This window comes from Aeromonas sp. BIGb0445 (genome assembly GCF_024809075.1).
GTDB lineage: Bacteria > Pseudomonadota > Gammaproteobacteria > Enterobacterales > Aeromonadaceae > Aeromonas > Aeromonas rivuli.
In genome coordinates, this window is the sequence record NZ_JANUES010000003.1 from 523,536 (window position 1) to 548,444 (window position 24,909).

General features: G+C 59.9%; 20 protein-coding genes and 3 tRNA genes. 14 read left to right on the forward strand and 9 right to left on the reverse strand.

Annotated features, from left to right (window positions below; translation table 11 throughout):
- Nucleotides 1–12 precede the first annotated feature (12 nt).
- The 6 genes from M2367_RS09120 to M2367_RS09145 all read left to right on the forward strand — a co-directional run bounded on the left by M2367_RS09120 (nucleotide 13) and on the right by M2367_RS09145 (nucleotide 7,715).
- Nucleotides 13–1,929 (forward strand): methyl-accepting chemotaxis protein, encoded by a 1,917-nt coding sequence (locus M2367_RS09120; RefSeq protein ID WP_259236507.1) that lies wholly within the window; start codon nucleotides 13–15, stop codon nucleotides 1,927–1,929.
- An 11-nt stretch (nucleotides 1,930–1,940) separates the two neighbouring features.
- Nucleotides 1,941–2,507 (forward strand): chemotaxis protein CheW, encoded by a 567-nt coding sequence (locus tag M2367_RS09125; protein ID WP_042041345.1) that lies wholly within the window; start codon nucleotides 1,941–1,943, stop codon nucleotides 2,505–2,507.
- Nucleotides 2,508–2,556: 49 nt separating this feature from the next.
- Complete coding sequence (locus M2367_RS09130) at nucleotides 2,557–5,145, forward strand: methyl-accepting chemotaxis protein (protein ID WP_310504061.1); 2,589 nt, start codon at nucleotides 2,557–2,559, stop codon at nucleotides 5,143–5,145.
- An 86-nt stretch (nucleotides 5,146–5,231) separates the two neighbouring features.
- Nucleotides 5,232–6,041 carry a protein-glutamate O-methyltransferase CheR gene (locus M2367_RS09135; protein ID WP_042041344.1) on the forward strand — a complete coding sequence of 270 codons (810 nt, stop codon included), beginning with the start codon at nucleotides 5,232–5,234 and terminating at the stop codon, nucleotides 6,039–6,041.
- A gap of 5 nt (nucleotides 6,042–6,046) precedes the next feature.
- Complete coding sequence (locus tag M2367_RS09140) at nucleotides 6,047–6,592, forward strand: chemotaxis protein CheD (RefSeq protein WP_259236508.1); 546 nt, start codon at nucleotides 6,047–6,049, stop codon at nucleotides 6,590–6,592.
- Between the two features lie 70 nt (nucleotides 6,593–6,662).
- On the forward strand, nucleotides 6,663–7,715 hold the full coding sequence (locus M2367_RS09145; protein ID WP_042041340.1) for a chemotaxis response regulator protein-glutamate methylesterase: 1,053 nt from the start codon (nucleotides 6,663–6,665) through the stop codon (nucleotides 7,713–7,715).
- 61 nt (nucleotides 7,716–7,776) lie between these two features.
- Here the strand turns inward: M2367_RS09145 and M2367_RS09150 are convergent, their stop codons facing one another.
- Nucleotides 7,777–9,015, reverse strand: a complete 1,239-nt coding sequence (locus tag M2367_RS09150; RefSeq protein ID WP_259236509.1) for a cysteine desulfurase-like protein — start codon at nucleotides 9,013–9,015, stop codon at nucleotides 7,777–7,779.
- A 336-nt stretch (nucleotides 9,016–9,351) separates the two neighbouring features.
- Here M2367_RS09150 and M2367_RS09155 point away from each other — a divergent pair.
- From M2367_RS09155 to M2367_RS09180, 6 genes are all read left to right on the forward strand, one after another.
- A tRNA-Tyr gene (locus M2367_RS09155) sits at nucleotides 9,352–9,436 on the forward strand.
- Between the two features lie 41 nt (nucleotides 9,437–9,477).
- Nucleotides 9,478–9,562 (forward strand) — tRNA-Tyr (locus tag M2367_RS09160).
- A gap of 34 nt (nucleotides 9,563–9,596) precedes the next feature.
- Nucleotides 9,597–9,681 (forward strand) — tRNA-Tyr (locus M2367_RS09165).
- A 121-nt stretch (nucleotides 9,682–9,802) separates the two neighbouring features.
- Nucleotides 9,803–10,078 (forward strand): hypothetical protein, encoded by a 276-nt coding sequence (locus M2367_RS09170; RefSeq protein WP_259236510.1) that lies wholly within the window; start codon nucleotides 9,803–9,805, stop codon nucleotides 10,076–10,078.
- 208 nt (nucleotides 10,079–10,286) lie between these two features.
- Nucleotides 10,287–11,648, forward strand: coding sequence for a tRNA 5-hydroxyuridine modification protein YegQ (gene yegQ, locus M2367_RS09175; protein WP_259236511.1), 1,362 nt, complete (start codon nucleotides 10,287–10,289; stop codon nucleotides 11,646–11,648).
- A gap of 1 nt (nucleotide 11,649) precedes the next feature.
- Complete coding sequence (locus M2367_RS09180; protein WP_042041337.1) at nucleotides 11,650–11,898, forward strand: YfhL family 4Fe-4S dicluster ferredoxin; 249 nt, start codon at nucleotides 11,650–11,652, stop codon at nucleotides 11,896–11,898.
- A gap of 192 nt (nucleotides 11,899–12,090) precedes the next feature.
- On the opposite strand, the gene M2367_RS09185 is transcribed toward M2367_RS09180, so the two are convergent.
- Entirely contained in the window at nucleotides 12,091–12,498 is a 408-nt protein-coding gene (locus tag M2367_RS09185; RefSeq protein WP_259236513.1) for a DUF1090 domain-containing protein, read from the reverse strand.
- Between the two features lie 211 nt (nucleotides 12,499–12,709).
- Between M2367_RS09185 and M2367_RS09190 the strand changes: the two genes are divergently transcribed.
- Nucleotides 12,710–13,060, forward strand: a complete 351-nt coding sequence (locus tag M2367_RS09190; RefSeq protein ID WP_042041335.1) for a DsrE/DsrF/TusD sulfur relay family protein — start codon at nucleotides 12,710–12,712, stop codon at nucleotides 13,058–13,060.
- Between the two features lie 386 nt (nucleotides 13,061–13,446).
- Nucleotides 13,447–15,093: a methyl-accepting chemotaxis protein gene (locus tag M2367_RS09195; RefSeq protein ID WP_042041334.1), complete on the forward strand. Its 1,647-nt coding sequence runs from the start codon at nucleotides 13,447–13,449 to the stop codon at nucleotides 15,091–15,093.
- Between the two features lie 69 nt (nucleotides 15,094–15,162).
- On the opposite strand, the gene M2367_RS09200 is transcribed toward M2367_RS09195, so the two are convergent.
- The 7 genes from M2367_RS09200 to nusA form a co-directional block, all read right to left on the reverse strand.
- Nucleotides 15,163–16,383 (reverse strand): MFS transporter, encoded by a 1,221-nt coding sequence (locus M2367_RS09200; RefSeq protein WP_042041332.1) that lies wholly within the window; start codon nucleotides 16,381–16,383, stop codon nucleotides 15,163–15,165.
- Nucleotides 16,384–16,523: 140 nt separating this feature from the next.
- Entirely contained in the window at nucleotides 16,524–18,671 is a 2,148-nt protein-coding gene (pnp, locus tag M2367_RS09205; protein ID WP_042041331.1) for a polyribonucleotide nucleotidyltransferase, read from the reverse strand.
- A gap of 166 nt (nucleotides 18,672–18,837) precedes the next feature.
- Nucleotides 18,838–19,107: a 30S ribosomal protein S15 gene (gene rpsO, locus M2367_RS09210; RefSeq protein ID WP_005905044.1), complete on the reverse strand. Its 270-nt coding sequence runs from the start codon at nucleotides 19,105–19,107 to the stop codon at nucleotides 18,838–18,840.
- 128 nt (nucleotides 19,108–19,235) lie between these two features.
- Nucleotides 19,236–20,186: a tRNA pseudouridine(55) synthase TruB gene (gene truB, locus M2367_RS09215; RefSeq protein WP_224432316.1), complete on the reverse strand. Its 951-nt coding sequence runs from the start codon at nucleotides 20,184–20,186 to the stop codon at nucleotides 19,236–19,238.
- 1 nt (nucleotide 20,187) lies between these two features.
- Complete coding sequence (gene rbfA, locus M2367_RS09220) at nucleotides 20,188–20,622, reverse strand: 30S ribosome-binding factor RbfA (RefSeq protein WP_042041328.1); 435 nt, start codon at nucleotides 20,620–20,622, stop codon at nucleotides 20,188–20,190.
- Between the two features lie 56 nt (nucleotides 20,623–20,678).
- Nucleotides 20,679–23,375 (reverse strand): translation initiation factor IF-2, encoded by a 2,697-nt coding sequence (gene infB / locus M2367_RS09225; RefSeq protein WP_042041326.1) that lies wholly within the window; start codon nucleotides 23,373–23,375, stop codon nucleotides 20,679–20,681.
- Nucleotides 23,376–23,395: 20 nt separating this feature from the next.
- Nucleotides 23,396–24,898: a transcription termination factor NusA gene (gene nusA / locus M2367_RS09230; protein WP_224432314.1), complete on the reverse strand. Its 1,503-nt coding sequence runs from the start codon at nucleotides 24,896–24,898 to the stop codon at nucleotides 23,396–23,398.
- Nucleotides 24,899–24,909 lie beyond the last annotated feature (11 nt).

A 24,909-nucleotide genomic window follows, 5' to 3' on the forward strand; every position in this document is an offset into this window, starting at 1 on the left:
TAGGAGCAAGCCATGTTCAAGGATGCCACCATCAAGACCCGCCTCTTTCTGCTGCTCGGCGCGCTCTGCGCGTTGCTATTGCTGCTGAGCAGCCTGGGCCTGTACGGCATGCACCACGGCAATCAGGGCCTGCTGCGGGTCTATCAGGACAGGGTCGTGCCCCTCAAGCAACTCAAGGAGATATCGGATCTGTACGCCGTCGCCATCATCGATAACGTCAACAAGGCAAATGCGGGCCTCATCAGTGCCGAGGTGGCACTCAAGGAGCTTAACGATGCCCAGCAGCAGATTGAACAGGTATGGCAAACCTATCAGGCAACCCGTCTCACCGAAGATGAACAGCGGCTATCGGCCCAGACCATCAACCTGTTCGAGGCGGCAAACCGGGATCTCAATTTGCTCACCCACCGCCTGGCGACCCAGCATGGCCTGGTAACGGGGACACTGGATGAGTTCGATGGCCGCCTCTATGGGACCATAGATCCCATCAGCAGCAAGGTAACCGAGCTGGTCAATCTGCAACTTGAGGTTGCCAAGGCCGAATTTGAACGGGCTCAATCCGCTTATCACAGCCTGCTGCCCACTGTGGTAGTGGGCATAGTCCTGGGGCTGATGGTGGCCATCTGGTTTGGCCTGCGCCTCATTCGCAGCATCACAGGCCCCATCAATCAGGCACTCAAAGCCGCCCGTCAGTTGGCCGAGGGGGATCTTGACGTCAAGCTGGAGATCCACTCCCGCGACGAGGCGGGGCAGCTGCTTGAGGCCATGCAATACATGGTCGACAAGCTGGGGGCCCTCATCAACGACATAGAGCAGCAGGTGAGTGCCGCCGTGGAGCAGGGCGACTTCAGCTACCGTATCAGCCTGGAACAGCGTCAGGGGTATGTGAAGCGACTGAGCGAGCTGCTCAATCGCCTCTCCGAGGTGACGGATACCATCCTGGGAGATGTGATGCGCATCGCCACTGCCTTGGCCAAGGGAGACCTGACCCAGCGCATAGAACAGCCCTATCCGGGCGTGTTCGGTCGCACCAAGGATGGTCTCAACGACACCATCACAGCCCTCACCAACATCATCGACGAGGTACGCAGCGCCACCGACAACCTGAGCAATGCCTCCAATCAGGTCAGTGTCACGGCCCAATCCCTGAGTCAGGCCACCAGCGAGCAGGCGGCCAGCGTCGAGCAAACCAGCGCGGCCGTCGAGCAGATGAGTGCCAGCATCAACCAGAACACGGACAACGCCCGCCAGACGGATGCCATGGCCGGTCAGGCGGCCCGGGAGGCGGGAGAAGGCGGTGCCTCTGTGCAACAAACCGTGACCGCCATGCAGCAGATAGCGCGCAAGGTGAGCATCATAGATGACATCGCCTACCAGACGAATCTGTTGGCCCTCAACGCGGCCATCGAAGCGGCCAGGGCGGGCGAACATGGTAAAGGTTTTGCCGTGGTGGCCGCCGAGGTGCGCAAGCTGGCCGAACGCAGCCAGGTCGCCGCTCAGGAAATTAGCGAGCTGTCGAGCAGCAGTGTGGAACAGGCCGAGCTGGCTGGCGAGCTGCTGGTACGGATAGTCCCCTCCATTCGCAAGACCTCGGATCTGGTACAGGAGATCAGTGCCGCCTCCGGCGAACAGGCGGGCGCAGTGACCCAGATAAGCCAGGCGATGAACCAGCTCAATCAGGTAACCCAGCAGAACGCGGCCAGCAGCGAGGAGCTGGCCGCCACGGCCGAAGAGATGAGTAGCCAAGCCGGGGATCTGCAACAGACCATGGACTTCTTCACCCTGGCAAGCGCCCCCGCCCGCAGCGTGGGTGCCAGTCAAATCAGAGTCAAAACCGCCCAACCCCGAGGCCACTTTCTGACCCCACCCCAGAGCGCACCCACGGGTCACAAGAGCCCGGTGGATGACGCCGACTTTATTCGTTTCTGACCGGAGGCCCCATGAATCCATCCACTGCACTGACCCTTGCCTCTCCCCTGCTGCCCTCCGTGGCCCAGGGAGATGCCCAGTACCTCACCTTCGTCATCAACGGCGAGATGTTTGCCATCAACATACTCGGGGTCAAGGAGATCCTCGAATACGGCAACATCACCCCCATCCCCCTGATGCCCGACTTTATTCGTGGTGTCATCAACCTGCGCGGCGCCGTCGTGTCCGTGGTCGATCTCAATGCCCGCTTCGGCAATATCGCCTCGACCATCACCCGCCGCAGTTGCATCGTCATCATAGAGGTCTTGAGCCAGGAGGGAGAACATCAGGGGGAGACCCAGGACATTGGGGTGGTGGTAGATGCCGTCTCCGAGGTGCTCACCATACCGCGCAACGAGATAGAGCCGCCCCCCAGCTTCGGCGCCAAGATCCGCGCCGACTTCATCAGCGGCATGGGCAAGGTCAATGGCAGATTCGTCATCTTGCTCAACACCCAAAAGGTGCTCTCCATCGACGAGATGGCGCAACTTCACGATCTATCCCATCGCCCGGACGCGGCCATGGCAGTGACCCAATAGTAAGGTACCCAACTTCTATCACCTGAGTGTCAGCACAAGGATAAGGCTCATGACTCAATCATTTTTCGGCAAGCTGTTTGGCAACAACGACGATCACCCCCAGCTGTTGTCCCAGTTAACCCAGACCCTGGGCGATGTCAGGGCCATCAACCTGGCCGCAGCCAGTGGCCAGTTCGAGCAGCCCTTGCCCCTCACCGGGCTCGGTGGCCCCTTGCTGGAGCTCTGCCAGGAGTTCAATCTTCTGCTCGATCGCCTCGGCCAGACGGTGCGCAACAACCTGGCCGAGGCCCAGACCAGTCAACAGCTTCATACCGAAAACTTCCGGGTGCGCAAGGCCCTCGACGGTGCCACGACCAACCTGATGATCGCCGACACAGACCTCAACATCATCTACATGAACGAGGCGATCAAGGAGATGCTCAGCCTGGCCGAAAGCGACATCAAGAAGGAGCTGACCGCCTTTGATGTCAAGCAACTGATGGGCAAGAACATCGACAGCTTTCACAAGAATCCTTCCCACCAGCGGGCCATGCTGGCCAAGCTCGACAAAACCTACCGCACCCAGATAGCCCTGGGTGGTCGCATCTTCTCCCTCATCGCCAGTCCCGTCGTCAACAATGAAGGCGATCGACTCGGCACAGTAGTGGAGTGGAACGATCTCACCAAAGAGGTCGCCATCGAGAACGAGATCAAGGCCGCCAACACCGCCGCCAAGCTGGCATCCGAGGAGAGCCTGAGGGTGAAGAAGGCGCTGGACTGCGCCACCACCAACGTGATGATCGCCGACAACAACCTCGACATCATCTATATGAACGAAGCGGTCGGCACCATGCTGCTCGACGCCGAGCCGGACATCAAGACCGATCTGCCCCACTTCAACGCCAGTCAGTTGATGGGTAAAAACATCGACATCTTCCACAAGAATCCGAGCCACCAGCGCACCATGCTGGCCAAACTCGCCAGTACTCACCGCGCTCAGATACTGCTCGGCGGGCGCACCTTCGCCCTGGTCGCCAACCCTGTGTTCAGCGATAGTGGTGAACGGCTCGGCACCGTGGTTGAGTGGAACGATCGCACCAAGGAGGTCGCCATCGAGTTGGAGGTCAAGGCCGCCAACGCCGCGGCCAAGCAGGCATCCGACGAGAGCATGAGGGTCAAGAAGGCGCTGGACTGCGCCACCACCAACGTCATGATCGCCGACAACGACCTCGACATCATCTACATGAACGAGTCGGTCAAGGTCATGCTGGCCGAGGCCGAGCGCGATATCAAGACAGAGCTGCCCCACTTCAACACCAGCCAGCTGATGGGCAGTAACATAGATACCTTCCACAAAAACCCCAGCCACCAGCGCGGCATGCTGGCCAAATTGGCCAACACCTATCGCACCCAGATCCAGCTCGGCGGGCGCACCTTCTCCCTGGTCGCCAACCCTGTGTTCAGCGATGCGGGCGAGCGACTCGGTTCAGTGGTGGAGTGGGACGACCGCACCAAGGAGGTCGCCGTCGAACGGGAGGTATCCGACATTGTGCAAGCCGTCATCGATGGCGAGCTGAGCAAACGCATGGCCCTCGGTGACAAGGCTGGCTTCTTCAAGAACTTGGGGGAAGGCATTAACAAGATTGCCGAGGTCATCGACACCAGCCTCAAGGACGTGATCCGGGTGGTTCAGGCCCTGGCCGAAGGGGATCTGACCCAAAAGGTCGAGGCGAACTACCCCGGTGTCTTTGGCACCACCAAGGATGCCCTGAACCAGACCATCACGGCCCTCACCACCATAGTCACAGAGGTGCGCAGCGCCTCGGACAACCTGTCCAGTGCCTCGGAACAGGTCAGCGCCACCGCCCAGAGCATCAGCCAATCGAGCAGTGAACAGGCCTCGAGCATGGAGGAGACCAGCGCCTCCATCGAGCAGATGAGCGCCAGCATCAACCAGAATACCGAGAACGCCCAGGTCACCGATGGCATGGCAAGCAAGGCCGCCAAGGAGGCGATAGAAGGGGGCGGCGCGGTCAAGCAGACGGTGGATGCCATGAAGCAGATAGCCAAACGCATCAGCATCATCGATGACATCGCCTACCAGACGAACCTGCTGGCACTCAACGCGGCCATAGAAGCAGCCCGGGCTGGCGATCATGGCAAGGGATTTGCCGTGGTGGCGGCCGAGGTACGCAAGCTGGCAGAACGCAGCCAGGTCGCGGCCCAGGAGATTGGCGAGCTGGCCTCCAGCAGTGTCGACATGGCAGAGCGCGCGGGAGAGTTGCTCGATCAAATCGTGCCCTCCATCAACCGAACCTCGGATCTGGTGCAGGAGATCAGTGCCGCCTCGGCGGAACAATCCACCGGGGTCAGCCAGATCAACAAGGCCATGAGCCAGCTCAGCCAGGTGACCCAGCAGAACGCATCCAGCAGTGAGGAGCTGGCCGCCACCGCGGAGGAGATGAGCGGCCAGGCCGAACAGCTGCAACAATCCATGGGCTTCTTCACCCTGGCGCAGCACAGGACGGTGACCGAACTCAAGGTGCCGACCCCACGAGGAAACAGCCGCGGCCGCTTCCTCAATCAGGAGGGATCGCCGCAGGAGATCTCGGCCGCTCATGGCAAAAGTCAGAGCGACGGTGATTTTGTGCGCTTCTGATGCGCCGTTGAGCCAGGAGGGCGGGGAGCCAAGGCTTCCCGCTCGCTCCGGTCAGCGACCGGATACACCACACAAGGAAGGCGAACTTGCTGGAACATGCCGCCCTGAGCGATCAGGAATTCAGCCAATTTCAGCGCTGGCTGCATCAAGCCACCGGCATCGATCTCTCCCCTGCCAAGAAGACACTGGTCAGCAGTCGGCTGGCCAAACGGCTCTCCCACTACCAGTTGCCGAGTTTTGGGGATTACTTTCACCTCATCATGGGCGATTCGGCCAAGCTGGAGCTGCAACTGGCCCTGGACTTGCTGACCACCAATGAGACCTACTTCTTTCGCGAACCCAAACATTTCGAATTCCTGAGCGAGCAGATAGTGCCCCACTTCCCGCGGGAGCGTGCGCTGCGGATCTGGAGCGCGGCCAGCTCCTCGGGGGAAGAGGCCTACAGCCTCGCCATGACCCTGGCAGAGCGCCGCGCCGCGGCCCCCTGGGAGATCATCGCCTCCGATATCAGCTCCCGGGTTCTGGCCCAGGCCAAGGCTGGCCTCTATGCCATAGAGCGGGCCCACAACATACCGACCGCCTACCTGATGAAATACTGCCTCAAGGGCATAGGTCAGCAAGAGGGCACCTTCCTCATCGACCGCAAGCTCAAGGAGAGGGTGCATTTCAGCCAGGTCAACCTCAACAAGCCGCTGCCGGATCTCGGCCAGTTCGACCTCATCTTCATCCGCAACGTGATGATCTACTTCAACCGGGAGACCAAGGAGCAAGTGCTCGCCCGCCTGCTTCCCCTGCTGCGTCAGGGGGGCTATCTCATCATCAGCCACGCCGAGAGTCTGCATGGCCTCCAGACTGGCCTGCAGCTGGTCTCCCCTTCCATCTATCGCAAACCCTGAGCCCCATGAGAGAGGTGACTCTGCAACCCGGCGAGGCCCTGTTTAGCCGGGAGCCTATGGTGATGCGCACCCAGCTCGGCTCCTGTGTCAGCCTGACACTCTGGCACCCACGCCACCACTGGGGCGGCATGTGCCACTTCATGCTGCCGAGTCGGCGCCATCGCGATCGACCGCTGAGCCAGAGGCAGATGGCACGGCAGAGGCCTGACTCGCTCAATGGCAAGTATGCGGATGAGGCGCTGGCCATCTTGCTGCAAGGGGTTGCCAAAGCGGGCTCAGCCCCCGGGGAATATGTGGTCAAGCTGTTTGGCGGCGGCAACATGTTCCCCCAGTTGGGGGGACGTCATGCCCCGGATATCGCCAGCCAGAATGTGGCGGCCGCCTGGGCGCTGGTCCGTGCTCAGGGCCTCGAGGTCAGCGCCCACGATCTGGGCGGCACAGGCCACAGGGCGCTTGTCTTCGAGCTCAATACCGGCCATGTCTGGGTCAGGCACAGTCCGTTGATACGGGATCCGGAGCGGGTCGATGAGCGTCGCCGCACCGGCCAATGAGGCCACAACAGCGCTGAACCTGCGGAAGCCGCCCCGCTAGCGGCCACGTTATGCGAATGAGGAGAGAGAGATGAAACAGATCACCGTCATGCTGGTCGATGACTCCGCCGTGGTCAGGCAGGTATTGCAGAGCGTGCTGGAGCGTGAGCCGGATATCAGTGTCATCGCCACCGCCTCGGATCCCCTCTTTGCCCTAGAAAAACTCAAGCGGGCCTGGCCGGACGTGATAGTGCTCGACGTGGAGATGCCGCGCATGGATGGCATCACCTTCCTGCAGAAGATAATGACCGAGCGACCGACCCCGGTCGTTATCTGCTCCTCCCTCACCGCGCGCGGCGCCGAGACCACCTTGCAGGCCATGGCGGCCGGTGCGGTGGATATCATCACCAAGCCGACCATAGGCCTCAAAGACTTTCTGCAAGAGTCCGCCCAGGATCTCGCCATGGCGGTACGGGCCGCGGCCATGGCCAATGTCAAACAGTTGCGCAAGGCACCGCTGGCCGTGCCCGCCAAGATCAGCGTTGATGCCTGGCTACCGGCGGGCGGCCAGGCCCTGGCACAGACCACGGAGCGCATCGTCGCCATGGGTACCTCCACCGGCGGCACCCAGGCCCTGGAGCTGGTACTCACCGCCTTGCCCAGGGTCAGCCCCGGCATCGTCATCGTGCAGCACATGCCGGAGAAGTTCACCGCCTCCTTCGCCGAACGGCTCAACGGCCTGTGCCAGATAGAAGTGCGTGAGGCCAGACACAATGACAGGGTGATCCCGGGGCTGGCCCTGATCGCGCCGGGTGGCAAACACATGCTGCTCAAGCGCAGCGGCGCCTACTACCATGTGGACGTCATGGATGGCCCTTTGATCAATCGCCATCGCCCCTCGGTCGATGTGCTGTTTCGCTCAGTGGCCAAATACGCTGGCAAGAATGCCACCGGCATCATCATGACCGGCATGGGAGATGATGGTGCCCGCGGCCTCAAGGAGATGCAGGAGGCGGGGGCCATCACCTATGCCCAGGATGAGGCCTCCTGCGTGGTATTCGGCATGCCCAAGGAGGCGATCAAGCTCGGCGCAGCCCGCCATATCGTCCCTCTCGATCAGATCCACCAGATTATTGCCAAATGAGAGACCCCGCTGTGGCGAACCGGCAGCGGGGTCTGATGGCGTGGCATCGCTGACTGCCGCGTTACGCCGCCGGCATGGCATCGAGCAGACTGAACAACCTGTCTATTTCGGCATGGGTGTTGTAGTGCATGCAGCCGATGCGCAGTACCCCTGCCTCACCGACCCCCAGGGCCGCGATCAATCCCAGGGCATAGAAGTGCCCCGCCCAGCTGCATACCTGATGCTCCCCCAGATAGACCGCCATCTCGGCCGGCGTGTGGCGACTCGAGGTGAGGGCGAAGGTGGGCGTTCGCCCCTGCGCGCCGTGGATACCATGCAGGCTCAACCAGGGACGCTCCGCCAGCTTGGCCAATATCTGCTCGCTGAGCTGCTGTTCATGCCCCTGGCTGCGGGCAAAGGCGAGATCGAGCCGCTCTTCCAGGGAAGCCTCCTCCGCCTCCAGACCAGAGAGGGAGGCCAGGTAGTCAATGGTCGCCTCCAGCCCGGCCAAGGCCTCCCAGCTCTGGGTGCCCGTCTCCCACTTATAGGGCGAGACGTTCTTGGCCGGTTCCACCTTGTAGGGGGTCAATCGCTCCAGATGGCGATGCTTGCCATAGAGGATCCCCAAGTGCGGACCGAAGAACTTGTAGGCCGAGCAGCCGAGGAAGTCGCAATCCCAGGCTTGCACATCGATGCGCTCATGGGGCGCAAAGTGCACCGCATCCACATAGAGCAGGGCACCAGCCTGGTGTACCGCATCGGCGATGGCGGGAATGTCCACCAGAGTTCCCGTGGTATTGGAAGCGGCGGTCACGGCCACCAGCCGGGTACGCGGGCCAAGCAGGCTCAGCAGATGATCCATGTCGAGGCCGCCGCTGGCGGTATCCACCCGCACCTGATGGACGATGGCGCCGCGATCCTCGGCCGCCTGCTGCCAGCTGGAGACATTGGAGTAGTGATCCAGGGCGCTGACGACTATCTCATCCCCCGCCTGCCACTCACGGGCCAGGGCACGGCTGAAGGCGAAGGTGAGGCTGGTGAAGTTGGCGCCAAACACTATCTCCTGCCAGCTGTCGGCACCGAGCAGGGTGGCCGCGGCCTTGCGGGCACGCAACGCCTGTTGCTCCGTCTCCCGGCCCGAGAAGAAGGTCCCCCCCAGATTGGCGTTGAAGCGCCCCAGATAGTCGGTCATGGCCCCCAAGACACGATGGGGAACCTGGGCACCCCCTGGGCCGTCGAAGAAGAGTGGGGATTTGCCATCGATCAACTGGTTGAGGGCAGGAAACTGGCCGCGCAGGACGGCGACATCGAGAGGCTGCATAGGATCACGTTCCATGTAACAGTTAGATAACATGGCGAGATTAAGATCAGGTAGCAGCAAAGTCCACACCCAAACCCATCCGCCATCACATTCACAGAACAAAGAGAGTAAACCAGCATAAAACACTACCAACAATGACTGTCAGCCGAGATGACAAGGCGACAGCCTCGACTTCCGGCCCGGTTAGCTGTGTTATTTTTGTTCTGAAGCCTATGAAAAGATTGAATTTTGAACGACCAATATCAAAAAATGAGCGACTCGCATATTTTTCTACATTGATTGCAAGTTTGGGGTTCACAAAGCCGTGGGATCTGTTAGTATGCGCCTCGCACTTGAGGAGGGGTTCCCGAGTGGCCAAAGGGATCAGACTGTAAATCTGACGGCTCTGCCTTCGAAGGTTCGAATCCTTCTCCCTCCACCATTCAAGTGTGATGAGATAGTACAATCAGGAAAATACCCCGTGGAGGGGTTCCCGAGTGGCCAAAGGGATCAGACTGTAAATCTGACGGCTCTGCCTTCGAAGGTTCGAATCCTTCTCCCTCCACCATCTTCCTGAAATAAGTGGCTTTTAATATCCCTGTGGAGGGGTTCCCGAGTGGCCAAAGGGATCAGACTGTAAATCTGACGGCTCTGCCTTCGAAGGTTCGAATCCTTCTCCCTCCACCATCATTCAAGAAAACCCGGCCTAGCGCCGGGTTTTCGCTTTCTGTCCCTGTCAGATCTGACAATTGCCCGTTATGTAAACTGCCCGGATAGTAAGCCCTGATATTCGCAAGGCAGGCGCATCATGCTGGAAGTGTGGGATGAACAGGGTTATCACTCAGGCCTGAGCCTGGAGCAGTTGCAGATCCATATCAGTCGCTACAGCGGCGAACTCATGGTGCGTTATCGCAACCGCATCGGCCTGTCGAGCACCCTGTTTCTGACCGTGCGTAATGGCCAGCCGTTGCAGCGCTTCAAACAGAACAGCCCTCCCCTTGATTGGCACTGGTTGAGCCTGGCCCTGCACCCTCAGGCCCCGACCATGCGCCCCACCACTCTGTTGGTCAGCCCCCCGCAGTAACGCGGCTCACTGACACCGACAAGACAATCCTCTCTCCTTCACCTACCCGGGTTAATTGCGCCCGGGGAGCGGCAAGAGTACAATCTCGCACCCTTATTGGGATGTCATGGCCTTAACCCTCCAGAGGGTGCAGCGCTGTGCCGTCATCCTTATTGCGATGCCACTCGGTGGCGTCGCCCTGATTTGCAATCAGACCAGCGAGATAATCATGTTCAGACCAGAATTGCTCTCCCCCGCCGGGACCCTCAAAAATATGCGTTACGCCTTCGCCTATGGCGCCGATGCCGTCTATGCCGGCCAGCCGCGCTACAGCCTGCGGGTGCGTAACAACGAGTTCGACCACGACAACTTGCGCCTGGGCATCAACGAAGCCCACGCCCTCGGCAAGCAGTTCTATGTGGTGGCCAACATCCAGCCCCACAACTCCAAGCTCAAGACCTTCGTGCGCGACATGCGCCCGGTGATCGAGATGGGACCGGACGCCATCATCATGTCAGATCCCGGTCTCATCATGATGATGCGCGAAGCCTTCCCCCACATGCCCATTCACCTGTCGGTGCAGGCCAATGCGGTCAACTGGGCCACGGTAAAGTTCTGGCATCAAATGGGCCTGACTCGCGTCATCCTCTCCCGCGAACTCTCCCTGGACGAGATCGAAGAGATCCGCATGCAGGTGCCGGAGATGGAGCTGGAAGTCTTCGTGCACGGCGCCCTGTGCATGGCCTACTCCGGCCGCTGCCTGCTCTCTGGCTACATCAACAAACGCGACCCCAACCAGGGTACCTGCACCAACTCCTGCCGCTGGGACTACAAGGTTCACGAAGGCAAGGAGAATGAGGTGGGTCAGATAGTGCACCGCCAGGAGCCCATTGCGGTGCGCCCGGACAACACCCTGGGACTCGGCAAGCCGAGCGATGCGCTGGTACTGCTGGAAGAGGCCAACCGCCCCGGCGAGTACATGACGGCGTTCGAGGACGAGCACGGCACCTACATCATGAACTCCAAGGACTTGCGCGCCGTCGAGCACGTCGAGCGCCTGACCAGGATGGGGGTCCACTCCCTGAAGATCGAAGGCCGCACCAAGTCCTTCTACTATTGCGCCCGTACCGCTCAGGTCTATCGCAAGGCCATCGACGATGCCGTCGCCGGTCGTCCCTTCGATCCGACCCTGATGGGCACCCTGGAGAACCTGGCCCACCGTGGCTACACCGAGGGCTTCCTGCGCCGCCACAACCACAGCGAGTACCAGAACTATGACTATGGCTACTCCATCTCCGACACCCAGCAGTTCGTCGGCGAGATCACCGGTCGCAATGGCGACATGGTGGAAGTGGACGTGAAGAACAAGTTCCTGGTCGGCAACAGCCTGGAGTTGATGACCCCCCAGGGCAACCTCAGCTTCAATCTGGAGCAGATGCAAAACCGCAAGGGCGAGCTGGTCGACACCGCGCCGGGCAACGGTCACATCGTCTATGTGCCGGTTCCCCAGGAGATCGACATCAGCCACGGGATACTGCTGCGCAACCTGGGCGATCGTCAGGACAGCCGCAACCCCCATACGGCAGCCTGAGATGGCGCTGCTCATCACCGACAAGTGCATCAACTGTGACATGTGCGATCCCGAGTGTCCGAACCAGGCCATCAGCCTGGGTGAGGCCATCTACGAGATCAATCCAGACTTGTGCACCGAATGCGTCGGCCACTATGAGAAGCCCACCTGCATCAGCGTCTGCCCCATCGACTGCATCATCTGGGATCCCCAGCGGGTGGAGAGCGAAGCGCAGTTGATGGAGAAGTTTGTGAAGCTCCATCGCAGCTGACTGGCCAGAGATGGGCAAACAGTGAGGCCGGGCAATGCCCGGCCTCACTGTTATCCGCCACCATCATGGCTGGCCCGCCTCGCGGCCATCCCAGCCACGACGCTGTCATCGCACCGAATAGAGCCATCCGCATACACATAGAAGTCCCCTACTCTGAGCAAGGCGTCAGCGGAGCCAGGAGGCAGTCAGTGTTCACTTACTCTTGCTATCGACCAGGGCACGCAAGGCTCCATTGTGGATCTGCTCCTGCTGGTATTTGGCCTGAGCCTCATCGAGCTTGGTCTGCTTCTTGGCGATCTTGTCCGGCTTGCCCTCTACCCGGGCACTCTGCAGCTCACTGAGCCGTTCGTCGACCTTGTCTTTCAACTCGGCCAGCTTGCTGTCACTCTCTTTGAGCAAAGCGCCATCGTCACAATAAGCCTCGACATTATTGAGCGCCTCCTGCAAGCCAGCGACCTGGCGATCGTTGTCATGGGCGCGAGCCTCGCTCAGAGCCGAGACCAGGGCATCACGCTTGGCAGCACACCCCACCGCAGGGGCCGCCACCACAGGTCCCGCCAGCCAGAACCCCAATGCCAGCACGGCTATCCTCTTGTTCATTTTCCACCTCTCGTTCACCGTCGTTCCGTGAATGATGCTCATCCAACTTCAAGCACACTGCTCATTCACCACCTTTTAAATGATGCTCATCTGACCTCAAGGGCACCTCGCAGGTCAAGACTGCACGAAAGTGGTGCGACACGGTTTGCGCAACATCATGATGGGGATCATCAGGGCGATCTACAATGGGGCTTTGTCATCAGGAGTCTCCATGAGCCAACAGATACTGATCATCGCCAGCGGTGCCCCCTATGGCAGCGAGTCCCTGTTCAACGCCCTGCGCCTCGGCTTGGCACTGCAGGAAGAGGGGGCCAGCCTCAGGCTGTTTCTCTTGTCGGATGCGGTGGGGGCCGCCATCGCCAGTCAGGCCCCGGCCGAGGGCTATCACCTGCGTCAGATGCTGGACATCTTGCTGGTGCAAGGGGCCGAGGTGCGATTGTGCCAGAGCTGTTGTGATGCCCGCGGCATTGGCACCCTGCCGCTTATCGAAGGGATCCGCATCGACCGCCTGCCGACCCTGGCCCAATGGACAGTGGCCGCCGACAAGGTACTGACCTTCTAGATTGCCAGGGGTGAGTCATCACTTACCCCTGAGCTAGCCTGCCTTGACCCCTTGACACTGCGCGGTCAAAAAACAAGCCAATAGTGACTAATCAATAATCATTTCGCTGTGTGGTTTCATGCGCAACAAGCCTTGACTTCCCCCCTTCCCGTACATAAAGTGCCCAGCCTTTGCAGCCCTTTGAGGCCTATGGAACCCCCTGTTCCCATGCCCAACAGGGCGATTTTTTTGGCCAATGGCATCCGTTACACAAGCCTGGCCCTGCACTGACAATAAAAATGAACCGGTCGCCTCAGGCGGCCGTTTGGCTATTTCGGGATGAATAAGCGAAACCTTACTCCCTCGACCCTGGGTCGAGTCTTTCTGCCTACCGTTCCGGAACAGCGATGTCATTGATGAACATGAATATTGGTAAGAAGCTGAGCGTCGCCTTCGCGACCTTCGGCCTGATGATGGTCGCCATCGGCGGCTTCTCTCTGTTGCAATTTGACCGCATCAACAGTCGCTCACTCGAGCTGACCGATGCCATCATTCCCAGCATCAATCGCGTCAATGACATGGGGCAGACGGTAGCCAACTTGCGTCGCTTCGAACTGAGCTACCTGCTGGTCGATGAGAACCCAGCCCGTCAGGCGGAGTACGGCAACCAGATGCGCAGCGAAATAAGCAAGATCACGGGACTGCTGGACCAGTATGGCAAGACGCTGTTCGATGCCGAAGAGACACGCCGCTATCAGGCAGTCAGCGCCAACTGGCAGCGCTATCTGGCATTGCACGATGCCGTCATGGCACAACTGGCCCGGGGGGAACACGCCGCGGGTACGGAGCAGTTCCTGGCAGGCGCCCCGACCTATGTCGCGCTCCATGATGCGGTCGAAGGGTTGATTGCCCAGAACCGCTACTATGCCAAGCTCGGCCGTGATGAGTCCCAGAGCACCTACGAGAGTGCCCGCACCGTCCTCCTCCTCACCCTGCTCCTCGCCATCCTACTGGTCATCGTCTTCGCCACCCTGCTGACCCGCCAGATCCGCGATCCCATCGTGCTGTTGGCCAAGCAGGCCAAACTGGTTGCCGGCGGTTATCTGGGCCGAGGCGAGCTGTGCGATTACATCGATGCAGGCAAGCTCAATCGGGATGAAATCGGCGAGCTGGCCCTGTCGGTGCGCCAGATGAAGGAGGGGCTCAGCGATCTGGTCAACGAGATCGCCACCTCGGTCAGCCAGCTCAGCACCTCGGTAGGCGAAGTGAGCGCCATCTCCGAACAGTCCGCCCTGGGGATACGCCAGCAACAAGGCGAGATAACCCAGGTGGCAACTGCCATGAACGAGATGCAGAGCACTGTGTTCGAGGTGTCCCGCAACACCACTGATGCCGCCAACGCCGCCCAGCATGCCTCCCAGGCTTCCATGGCAGGCCAGGCGGTGGTACAGAGCGCCATCGGCAGTATCGAGCAGGTCGCGGGCAAGATGGGTGAGGCAGGTCAGGTAGTGCAACAACTCGAGCAGGAGAGCGCCAATATCGGCCTGGTACTGGATGTGATCCGCAGCATCGCCGATCAGACCAACCTGCTGGCACTCAATGCCGCCATTGAAGCCGCCCGTGCCGGCGAACAGGGCCGAGGCTTTGCCGTGGTCGCCGATGAGGTTCGTACCCTGGCCAGACGCACCCAGGACTCCACCGCCGAGATCCATAAGATGATAGAGAGCCTGCAGAGCCGTGCAGCGCTGGCGGGCCAGGCCATGCACAGCAGCCATGCCCAGATGCAGACCAGCGTCGAACTGGCGCAGGATGCGGGCCAGAGCATTGCCAGGATCCATGAAGCGGTCACCCGGATCACCGACATGAACACTCAGATTGCCAGCGCTACCGAGCAACAGAATTCGGTCACCGCCGAGCTCAACCACAACATAGTGAACATTCACAATGTCTCGGATGAGAATGCCAAGGGGGCACAACACACCGCTCAGGCCTGCACCGAGCTGAGTCAGCTGACCAGCCACCTGCAGCAGCTCACCCTCCGCTTCACCCTGTAAAGCATCCAGATGAGTAAAGGCCGGGATCTGGGATCCCGGCCTTTTTCATGCGGTCTGATGGGGCCTCAGCTATTCGCGGGCGGGCACCGACTGCAGCTCGGTCGGGCGCGGCATGCGGGTGCCCCACTCATAGAGCGCCAGGATGGCGAGGCAGAGCAGGGCCATCAGCCCGTAGAGCCAGCCACCGCCCCAGTTTGCGATCATCCAGCCCCCGAGCAGGGCACCTATGGCGACCCCCATGCCAGACATGGAGGCCGCGCCGAAGTAACTGCCTTTGAGGTGTGCCGGTGCCATCTGATCGATCAAGACATTGAGCAGCGGGAACAGGATGCACTCCCCCACGCTCAGCAGCACCACAGCCACCAACCAGTGCCACCAGATGGCGGTATCGCCCAAGGCAAACAGCAGCTGGGCGCCGAGAAAGAGGGCGACCCCGAGCTGCAACCTGTGCTTGATCCGCCAACTTGCGGTCAGGTGCAGCAGCGGGAACTGCAGTATCACTATGGTCAGCGCATTGGCGGTCACCAGCAGGCCGATGAGCCGCTCCACCTCCGGTGTACCCGCCCGGGTCAAATATTGGATAAGCGGCGACTCGAACTGGGCGTAGACCAGCATCAGCAACACGTTGGCCAGGGTCAGCAGCAAGAAGCCACGATCCCGGGCCAGCACCCTCAGCACGGCGCGCATGCCGGGACCGGCCGTGCTGCCAGCCCGGCAACGGGCCAACCTAAAACCGATGAAGAAGGTGACTCCGAGCAGCAGATAGCTGATGCCAAGCAGCAGGAAGGTCTCCTGGCGCGCACTCAGGCCATAGGTGACCCCAATCAGGGGACCAATGGCCGCCCCCAGATTGAGTAGAAAATAGCGCAGGTGCAGCGCCAGTTCGCGGGCCTTGGGTTCGGCCAGGCTGTCGGCCATCAGCGCCTTGCCCGGTGAGTCGATGAGTCCGTAGGAGAGGCCGCTGCCAATCACCCCGAGTGCCAGCCAGGCGACTTGGTGGGAGAGGCCAAGCAGGCCGAAGCTGAGCGCAGAGACCAGGCAGCCGAACAGCAGTATGTTGCGCCGCCCCCACTTGTCCGACAGCCAGCCACCATAGAAGCTCACCAGGGTCGAGAGGGCCGCAGTGGCCCCCAGGATGAGGCCGATCAGGGTCGCCGAGAGCGCATAATCGCGATAGAGCAGGATGGAGAGGAAGGGCCAGACCATGAAGAAGCTGGTGCGCACCATGAAGGTGCCCAGGATCACGATCCAGACCAGCGGGGGAAATTGCCTGAGATAGGCCCACGACATACTGCAACTCCTTATGACAGCTTGAGAGCGGGTCGTCCGTTATAACAATGGGCTTCAAAAGAAACAATGAAATTGGCACAGATAACATCCAGACACAAAAAAGCCGACCCTGAGGTCGGCTTTTTCACAGCACAGATGCCTTACTCGGCAGCTGGCTCTTCGGTGGCGGCAACGGCCACATCGGCGGCCGGAGCGGCAGCCTCGGTCGGTGCATTCGCTTCCTTGATGGAGAGACGCACACGGCCTTGACGATCCACTTCCAGTACCTTGACCTTGACCACGTCACCTATGGTCAGGTGGTCGGCCACGTTCTGTACGCGGGCATCGGTGATCTGGGAGATATGCACCAGACCGTCTTTACCCGGCAGAATGTTGACGAAGGCACCGAAATCGGCCAGACGCACAACCTTGCCTTCATAGATGCGGTTCACTTCGATCTCGGCGGTGATCGCCTCGATGCGACGGATGGCTTCCATGGCGGCTTCGTTGGCAACGGCGGAGATGCGGACAGTACCGTCATCATCCAGCTCGATGTTGGTGCCGGTCTCTTCGGTCAGGGCACGGATCACTGAGCCACCCTTGCCGATCACATCCTTGATCTTCTCAGGATTGATCTTGATGGTGTGGATACGCGGTGCGAAATCGGAGATCTCGCTGCGCGGAGCCTGGATGGCTTCGTCCATGACCTTCAGGATGTGCAGACGAGCGCCACGAGCTTGCTTGAGGGCAATCTCCATGATCTCTTTGGTGATGCCTTCAATCTTGATGTCCATCTGCAGCGCAGTGATGCCCTGGGTGGTACCGGCAACCTTGAAGTCCATGTCACCCAGGTGATCTTCGTCACCCAGGATGTCGGACAGCACCACGAAACCTTCTTCTTCCTTCACCAGACCCATGGCGATACCGGCAACGGAGGCCTTGATCGGCACACCCGCATCCATCAGCGCCAGGGAGGAGCCACAGACGGAGGCCATGGAGGAGGAACCGTTGGATTCGGTGATCTCAGAGACCACACGCACCACATACGGGAACTCGGCGGCGCTCGGCATCACGGCAGCAACGCCGCGCTTGGCCAGACGACCGTGGCCGATTTCACGACGCTTGGGGCTCCCCATCATGCCGGTCTCACCGACGCAGTACGGCGGGAAGTTGTAGTGCAGCATGAAGCGGTCGGCACGGTGGCCGGTCAGCTCGTCAATGTTCTGGGCGTCACGCTCGGTACCCAGGGTCGCAACGACCATGGCCTGAGTCTCACCACGGGTGAACAGGGCGGAGCCGTGAGCGCGCGGCAGTACGCCGGTGCCAACGTGCAGGGCACGGATCATCTCTGGATCGCGACCATCGATACGCGGCTCACCACGAACCACACGACCACGGACGATGCGGCTTTCCAGATTGTGGAAGGCTTCACCAATCTTCTTGGCATCGGCTTCCACGCCGGAGGCGATAACCTGCTCGACCACACGCTGCTTGATGGCACCGATGGCGGCGTAGCGCACGGCCTTCTCGGTGATGCGGTAGGCTTCACCCAGTTCAGCGGTTGCCAGCTCGGCAATCTTGGCCTTAAGCGGCTCGTTGACGGCAGGCGGGGTCCAATCCCATGGCTGGGTAGCCACGTCGGCGGCGAATTCGTTGATGGCATTGATCGCAACTTGCATCTGCTCGTGGCCATAAACGACCGCGCCCAGCATCACTTCTTCAGAGAGGATGGCCGCTTCGGATTCCACCATCAGCACCGCGTTGGCGGTACCGGCAACCACCAGATCCAGATCGCTCAGGGGCAGTTCGGTGGTGGTCGGGTTCAGCACATACTGGCCGTTCATGTAACCGACGCGAGCAGCACCGATAGGGCCGCCGAACGGGATGCCGGAGGTGGCCAGGGCGGCGGAGGCACCGATCAGGGCAACGATATCAGGGGACACGGCCGGGTTCACGGACATGACGGTGGCAACCACCTGAACCTCATTGAGGAAGCCTTCCGGGAACAGCGGGCGGATAGGGCGGTCGATCAGGCGGGAGATCAGGGTCTCACCTTCGCTGGGACGGCCTTCACGACGGAAGAAACCACCCGGGATACGACCAGCAGCATAGGTACGCTCCTGATAGTTGACGGTCAGCGGGAAGAAATCGCGACCGTGGTCGGCCTCTTTCTTACCAACAACGGTCACAAATACGCAGGTATCGTCCATGCTGACCATAACGGCCGCAGTGGCTTGACGGGCCATCACACCGGTTTCCAGTGTGACGGTGTGTTGACCGTACTGGAATGACTTTACAATAGGATTCACGTGAATTTCCTTTTGACAATTTGGCTCTTTAAATTCGCGTGCAAGTATACTTGATCCTAACCAAAAGGTAAGCGCTTACCTGAATTGAGTGATAAGACAACAGCTTGCGAAGCAATAAAAAAGGGGAACCTCACGGTTCCCCTTTTTCGCAAAATCTGATTGTCGATTAACGACGCAGACCCAGCTTGGCGATCAGAGCAGCATAACGCTGAACGTCCTTACGCTTCAGGTAGTCCAGCAGCTTACGACGCTGGGAAACCATGCGCAGCAGACCGCGACGACCGTGGTGGTCTTTGGAGTGCTGTTTGAAGTGACCTTGCAGATGGTTGATCTGGGCAGTCAGCAGGGCAACCTGAACTTCAGGAGAGCCAGTGTCGTTGGCGCAACGAGCGTTGTCAGCAACGATGGAAGCTTTGATCTCAGCATTTAGAGACATAATGTTACTCCGATAGAGTGTTTAAAGAATCACAGCCAATCTCTAATTCAGCCGTGAAATGAGGGCGGTATCATAATCGCAGCGACCGGCTAACGCAATGGTTAACTCGGCCCCCACCTTATCCGCCATTAATCTTCGTCGTGATAGCGCACCAGACGCTTGGGAGCGACTCGCCCTTCGTCGTCGATCTCGCCTACCCCGATAAACTCGCGCTCCGGGCCGACCGTCATGCGGACCTGACCACTTTGCGGGCTACCTGCCACCTGCACCGCCTGACCCTGGTTCACGTAGGCGGCGACGGCCGTCAGCATGTTCACCTCGGGCAGGGCTGCGACCGCGGTATCCATCGGCAGCAGCAAGGGATCGAGCTGCTCGCGGGGTGGCACGCTCTCGGCCTTGGTCTGCTCGAAGATGCACTCGAGCTGCTCCAGGGTCAGCATCCGATCATAGGGGTACTGCGCCACTTGCGTGCGACGCAACGCGGTGACGTGCGCGCCACAGCCCAGCACCTCACCCAGATCATCGACCAGGGTACGAATGTAGGTGCCCTTGCTGCAATGCACCTCAAGCTTCACTTCATCGCCCTCAAAGCTGAGCAGCTTGAGTTCGAAGATGGTGATGGGGCGCGCTTCCCGCTCGATGACGATGCCTTCACGGGCATATTCATAGAGCGGGCGGCCATTGTGCTTGAGGGCCGAGAACATGGATGGCACCTGCATGATGGGGCCGCGGAATTGATCCAGCGACTCTATCAGGGTCCCCATGGCCACGTTCACGGCACGGGTGGTGACCACTTCGCCGTCGGAGTCGCTGGTATTGGTGCGCTCGCCAAGCTTGGCGGTCACTTCATAACGCTTGTCCGCTTCCAGCAGATACTGGGAGAACTTGGTGGCCTCGCCGAGGCAAATCGGCAACATGCCAGTCGCCAGGGGATCCAGGGCACCGGTATGGCCAGCCTTGGCGGCGTTGTAGATGCGCTTGACCTTCTGCAACACATCGTTGGACGTCAGCCCGGTCGGCTTGTCCAGCAGCAGGATGCCGTGTACGTCACGGCCCTTGAAACGACGTTTACGAGACATCTCAGGCTTTATCCTCTGTGCTGTCATCGGCGGCGGGCGTTTCGTCTTCACGGCCGGCTTCGGCCATGCGACGCTTGTCGTCACGCACGGTATTGGACACCAGGTTGGAGATGCGCATCCCTTCGACCAGAGTCTGGTCGTAGTAGAAACGCAGCTCGGGTACCACGCGCAGACGCATGGCACTGCCGAGCAGGCTGCGGATGTAACCGGCCGCCTCGGTCAGGCCCTTGAGCCCTTCCTTGATACGCTCGCCGTCATTCTCCAGCTGCAAGAAGGTGACATACACCTTGGCGTAGTTAAGGTCCTTGGACACTTCCACGTCCGAGACGGTTACCATGCCGATACGTGGGTCTTTCACCTCACGTTGCAGAATGAGCGCAATTTCGCGCTGGATCTGCTGGCCGACCCTGTTGGTCCGGCTGAATTCTCTGCCCATATTTCTATCCTGCGATAAAAGGGGGCCGCAGCCCCCTATTTTGTCGTGCTCTCGGCTTACAGAGTCCGTTGAATTTCAACAGTCTCGTAAACTTCGATCTGGTCGCCTTCGCGTACGTCATTGTAGTTCTTGACCGCGATACCACACTCGTAACCGTTGCGGACTTCGTTGACGTCATCCTTGAAGCGGCGCAGGGATTCCAGCTCGCCTTCATAGATGACCACGTTCTCACGCAGTACACGGATACGGTTGGAGCGCTTGACCACACCTTCGGTGACCATACAGCCGGCAACGGCGCCGAACTTAGGTGACTTGAAGACGCTACGCACCTGAGCCAGACCGATGATCTCCTGACGATATTCAGGAGCCAGCATGCCGCTCATGGCCTGCTTCACTTCGTCGATCAGGTCATAGATGACGGAGTAGTAACGCAGATCCAGGTTCTCGGCTTCGATAACCTTGCGAGCGGAAGCGTCGGCACGGACGTTGAAGCCGACCAGGATACCGCTGGAAGCGGCAGCCAGGGTGGCATCGGTCTCGGTGATGCCACCGACGCCGGAGCCAACAATCTTGACCTTGACCTCTTCGGTGGACAGCTTGACCAGCGCATCACAGATGGCTTGCACTGAACCCTGTACGTCGGCCTTGATCACCACGTTCACTTCGGACACTTCGCCCTCGGTCATGTTGGCGAACATGTTCTCCAGCTTGGCCTTCTGCTGGCGAGCCAGCTTGACTTCGCGGAACTTGCCCTGACGATAGAGCGCCACTTCACGGGCTTTCTTCTCGTCACGTACAACGGTGGCTTCGTCACCGGCAGAAGGCACCCCGGACAGACCCAGGATTTCGACTGGCAGGGAAGGACCCGCTTCCTTGATCTCACGACCCAGTTCGTCACGCATGGCACGAACACGGCCGTATTCCAGACCACAGAGCACGATATCGCCCTGGCGCAAAGTACCTTCTTGTACCAGTACGGTCGCAACAGGGCCGCGACCCTTGTCCAAGAAGGACTCGATCACGACGCCGTTGGCCATGCCATCGACCACCGCTTTCAGCTCCAGTACTTCGGACTGAACCAGGATGGCTTCCAGCAGATCGTCGATGCCTTCGCCAGACTTGGCGGAGACGTGCACGAACTGGCTGTCACCACCCCAATCTTCGGACATGACGTTGTAGCGGGACAGCTCGGTCTTGACGCGATCCGGATCCGCTTCTGGCTTGTCGATCTTGTTGACCGCAACCACGATAGGTACACCAGCCGCCTTGGCGTGCTGGATGGCTTCGATGGTCTGCGGCATGACGCCGTCATCGGCCGCCACGACCAGGACAACGATATCGGTCGCCTGAGCACCACGAGCACGCATGGAGGTAAAGGCCGCGTGACCCGGGGTATCCAGGAAGGTGATCATGCCACTGTCGGTTTCGACGTGGTAAGCACCGATATGCTGGGTAATGCCACCGGCTTCCCCTGCGGCAACCTTGGCTTTACGGATGTAGTCGAGCAACGAGGTCTTGCCATGGTCGACGTGACCCATGATGGTGACCACGGGAGCGCGCGGCTTGGCTTCGGAGGTCTCGTCACGATCGGACAGTACCGCCTCTTCCAGTTCGTTCTCACGGCGCAGCACAACCTTGTGGCCCATCTCCTCGGCAACCAGCTGAGCGGTTTCCTGGTCGATGACCTGGTTGATGGTGGCCATGGCGCCCATCTTCATCATTGCCTTGATGACTTCGACACCCTTGACGGCCATCTTGTTGGCCAGCTCGGCCACTGTGATGGTCTCACCGATGACGACGTCACGGTTGACCACGGCAGCCGGCTTGTTGAAGCCGTGCTTCATGGCGTTGGGCATGGCCATCTTGCCGCGCTTGCCCTTGCGAGCACGCGGGTCACGGGAGTTGCGATCATCTTCGCGGCGACCCGGTTTCTTGGGCGCACTCTTGGCGGCGGCGGCGGTACGACGGCTGGTCTCTTCTTTGCGATCCAGTTCGTCTTCGGCTGCTTGCGCATGCTTGTTGGTGGTCAGGTGGTAGTCGCTGCTCTCTTTGGCGCGAGCGGCTTCTTCCTCGGCCCAGCGGGGGCCGTTCTGTTCCGCCATGATGCGAGCCTCTTCGGCTTTCTTCGCGGCGAGTTCTTCAGCCTTGGTCAAGGCTGCTTGTTCCTGTTGGCGCTTCAGTTCTTCTGCTTCGCGCTTGGCCATCTTTTCTGCCTCTTGCTGAGCTGTGCTACCGGCTGCTTTAGCGGGCTGTTGAGCCTGCTTGGCCTTTGATTGTGCCTCGGTGCGCGCCTTTTCCTCAGCTTCACGACGAGTTTGCTCAGCCGCCAGGCGAGCCTTCTCTTCAGCCTCACGGCGAGCCTTTTCTTCGGCTTCGTGACGGACTTTTTCTTCTGCTTCCAAACGCGCTGTTTCCTCGGCTTCCGTCTGGCGCTGCTCATCTTCGAGCGCCGAACGTCTTACATAGGTGCGAGACTTACGCACTTCTACCTGCACTTCTTTATTCTTGCCGCCAGTACCTTGAACATTCAGGGTGCTCTTGGTCTTGCGCTGCAAGGTCATGCGGGCAGGTGCGAGCGTCTCATCACCGCCATGCTGTTTCTTCAGATGGGCCAACAGAGTCTGCTTCTCAGACTCGCTGACCAGATCGTCGGCCTTGCTCTTGCTGATACCGGCGTCGACAAACTGCTGGAGAAGACGATCAACCGGTGTGTCGATGTCAGTGGCAAGTTGTTTGACTGATACTTCTGCCATTCATTATCCTCCGTTTGATCTTAACTAGACTGCTCTTCTCCGAACCAGCAGATGTTGCGAGCAGCCATAATCAGCTCCCCCGCCTTCTCCGCGGTCAGTTCTTCAATATCAGCAAGGTCATCGATGCCTTGCTCTGCCAGATCTTCCAGATTGCCAATACCACGGGCGGCCAATGCATAAGCCATTTCGCGGTCAAGGCCTTTGAGACCGAGCAGTTCTTCGGAAGGCTCAACACCTTCGAACGATTCTTCTTTGGCCAGGGCCTGAGTGGTCAGAGCATCCTTGGCACGGGTGCGCAGCTCTTCGACCATGTCTTCATCCAGACCGTCGATAGCCAGCAACTCGTTGACCGGTACGAAGGCAATCTCTTCCAGCGTCGAGAAGCCCTCTTCCATCAGCAGACCGGCGAAATCATCGTCGATGTCCAGGGTGCTGGTGAACAGGGTCAGGATGCGGTCGTTCTCGGCCTGGTGCTTGGCACGCATGTCCTCGACGGTCATGACGTTCAGCTCCCAACCGGTCAGCTGGGACGCCAGACGCACGTTCTGACCGTTACGGCCGATGGCCTGGGCCAGGTTGGCCGCTTCCACGGCGATATCCATGGTGTGGTTGTCTTCATCAACGATGATGGAGGCCACATCCGCCGGTGCCATGGCATTGATCACGTATTGAGCCGGGTTGTCATCGTACAAGACGATGTCAGCGCGCTCGCCGCTCAGCTCGGCGGAAACCGCCTGCACACGAGCGCCACGCATGCCGATACAGGCACCGATAGGATCGATACGACGATCGTTGGTCTTGACCGCGATCTTGGCGCGGGAACCCGGGTCACGGGCGGCGCCCATGATTTCGATCATCTCTTCACCGATTTCCGGTACTTCGATGCGGAACAACTCTTTGATGAACTCGGGGCTGGAACGGCTGACGAACAGCTGGGAGCCACGCGCCTCAGGACGTACCGCATAGAGCAGACCACGGATACGGTCGCCGGGACGGAAGGTCTCGCGCGGCAGCATGTCGTCACGGAAGATCACGGCCTCGGCATTGCTGCCCAGATCCAGGATCACGTTGTCACGGTTGCTCTTCTTGACCACACCACTGATGATGGTGCCTTCTTTGTCCTTGAACTGATCCACGACCTGGGAGCGCTCGGCTTCGCGCACTTTCTGCACGATAACCTGCTTGGCGGTCTGGGTGGTGATACGGTCGAAGGTGACAGAGTCAATCTGGTCTTCAACATAGTCACCGATCTGGATCTCGGGGTCATCAATCTGAGCCGCTTCCAGGGTGATCTCGCCGTAGGCGTTCTCCATGGAAGCCTGATCGGCGACCACAACCCAGCGACGATAGGTATCATAGTCACCGGTCTTGCGGTCGATCTCGACGCGAACTTCGATCTCGCCTTCGTATTTCTTCTTGGTCGCCGTCGCCAGCGCAGTTTCCAGCGCCTCGAAGATCTTCTCGCGGGGCACGGCTTTCTCGTGTGACACGGCGTCAACGACCAGCAAAATTTCTTTATTCATATCCGATAGCC

What these genes read in the sequence shown, in the direction of transcription:
- rpsO (WP_005905044.1), bottom strand. Translation starts at nt 19,107, where the DNA reads ATGTCTCTAAATGCTGAGATCAAAGCTTCCATCGTTGCTGACAACGCT.
- nusA (WP_224432314.1), bottom strand. Translation starts at nt 24,898, where the DNA reads ATGAATAAAGAAATTTTGCTGGTCGTTGACGCCGTGTCACACGAGAAA.
- M2367_RS09130 (WP_310504061.1), top strand. Translation starts at nt 2,557, where the DNA reads ATGACTCAATCATTTTTCGGCAAGCTGTTTGGCAACAACGACGATCAC.
- M2367_RS09150 (WP_259236509.1), bottom strand. Translation starts at nt 9,015, where the DNA reads ATGCAGCCTCTCGATGTCGCCGTCCTGCGCGGCCAGTTTCCTGCCCTC.
- infB (WP_042041326.1), bottom strand. Translation starts at nt 23,375, where the DNA reads ATGGCAGAAGTATCAGTCAAACAACTTGCCACTGACATCGACACACCG.
- M2367_RS09120 (WP_259236507.1), top strand. Translation starts at nt 13, where the DNA reads ATGTTCAAGGATGCCACCATCAAGACCCGCCTCTTTCTGCTGCTCGGC.
- rbfA (WP_042041328.1), bottom strand. Translation starts at nt 20,622, where the DNA reads ATGGGCAGAGAATTCAGCCGGACCAACAGGGTCGGCCAGCAGATCCAG.
- M2367_RS09200 (WP_042041332.1), bottom strand. Translation starts at nt 16,383, where the DNA reads ATGTCGTGGGCCTATCTCAGGCAATTTCCCCCGCTGGTCTGGATCGTG.
- M2367_RS09195 (WP_042041334.1), top strand. Translation starts at nt 13,447, where the DNA reads ATGTCATTGATGAACATGAATATTGGTAAGAAGCTGAGCGTCGCCTTC.
- M2367_RS09125 (WP_042041345.1), top strand. Translation starts at nt 1,941, where the DNA reads ATGAATCCATCCACTGCACTGACCCTTGCCTCTCCCCTGCTGCCCTCC.
- truB (WP_224432316.1), bottom strand. Translation starts at nt 20,186, where the DNA reads ATGTCTCGTAAACGTCGTTTCAAGGGCCGTGACGTACACGGCATCCTG.
- M2367_RS09140 (WP_259236508.1), top strand. Translation starts at nt 6,047, where the DNA reads ATGAGAGAGGTGACTCTGCAACCCGGCGAGGCCCTGTTTAGCCGGGAG.
- yegQ (WP_259236511.1), top strand. Translation starts at nt 10,287, where the DNA reads ATGTTCAGACCAGAATTGCTCTCCCCCGCCGGGACCCTCAAAAATATG.
- M2367_RS09145 (WP_042041340.1), top strand. Translation starts at nt 6,663, where the DNA reads ATGAAACAGATCACCGTCATGCTGGTCGATGACTCCGCCGTGGTCAGG.
- M2367_RS09185 (WP_259236513.1), bottom strand. Translation starts at nt 12,498, where the DNA reads ATGAACAAGAGGATAGCCGTGCTGGCATTGGGGTTCTGGCTGGCGGGA.
- M2367_RS09180 (WP_042041337.1), top strand. Translation starts at nt 11,650, where the DNA reads ATGGCGCTGCTCATCACCGACAAGTGCATCAACTGTGACATGTGCGAT.
- M2367_RS09190 (WP_042041335.1), top strand. Translation starts at nt 12,710, where the DNA reads ATGAGCCAACAGATACTGATCATCGCCAGCGGTGCCCCCTATGGCAGC.
- M2367_RS09170 (WP_259236510.1), top strand. Translation starts at nt 9,803, where the DNA reads ATGCTGGAAGTGTGGGATGAACAGGGTTATCACTCAGGCCTGAGCCTG.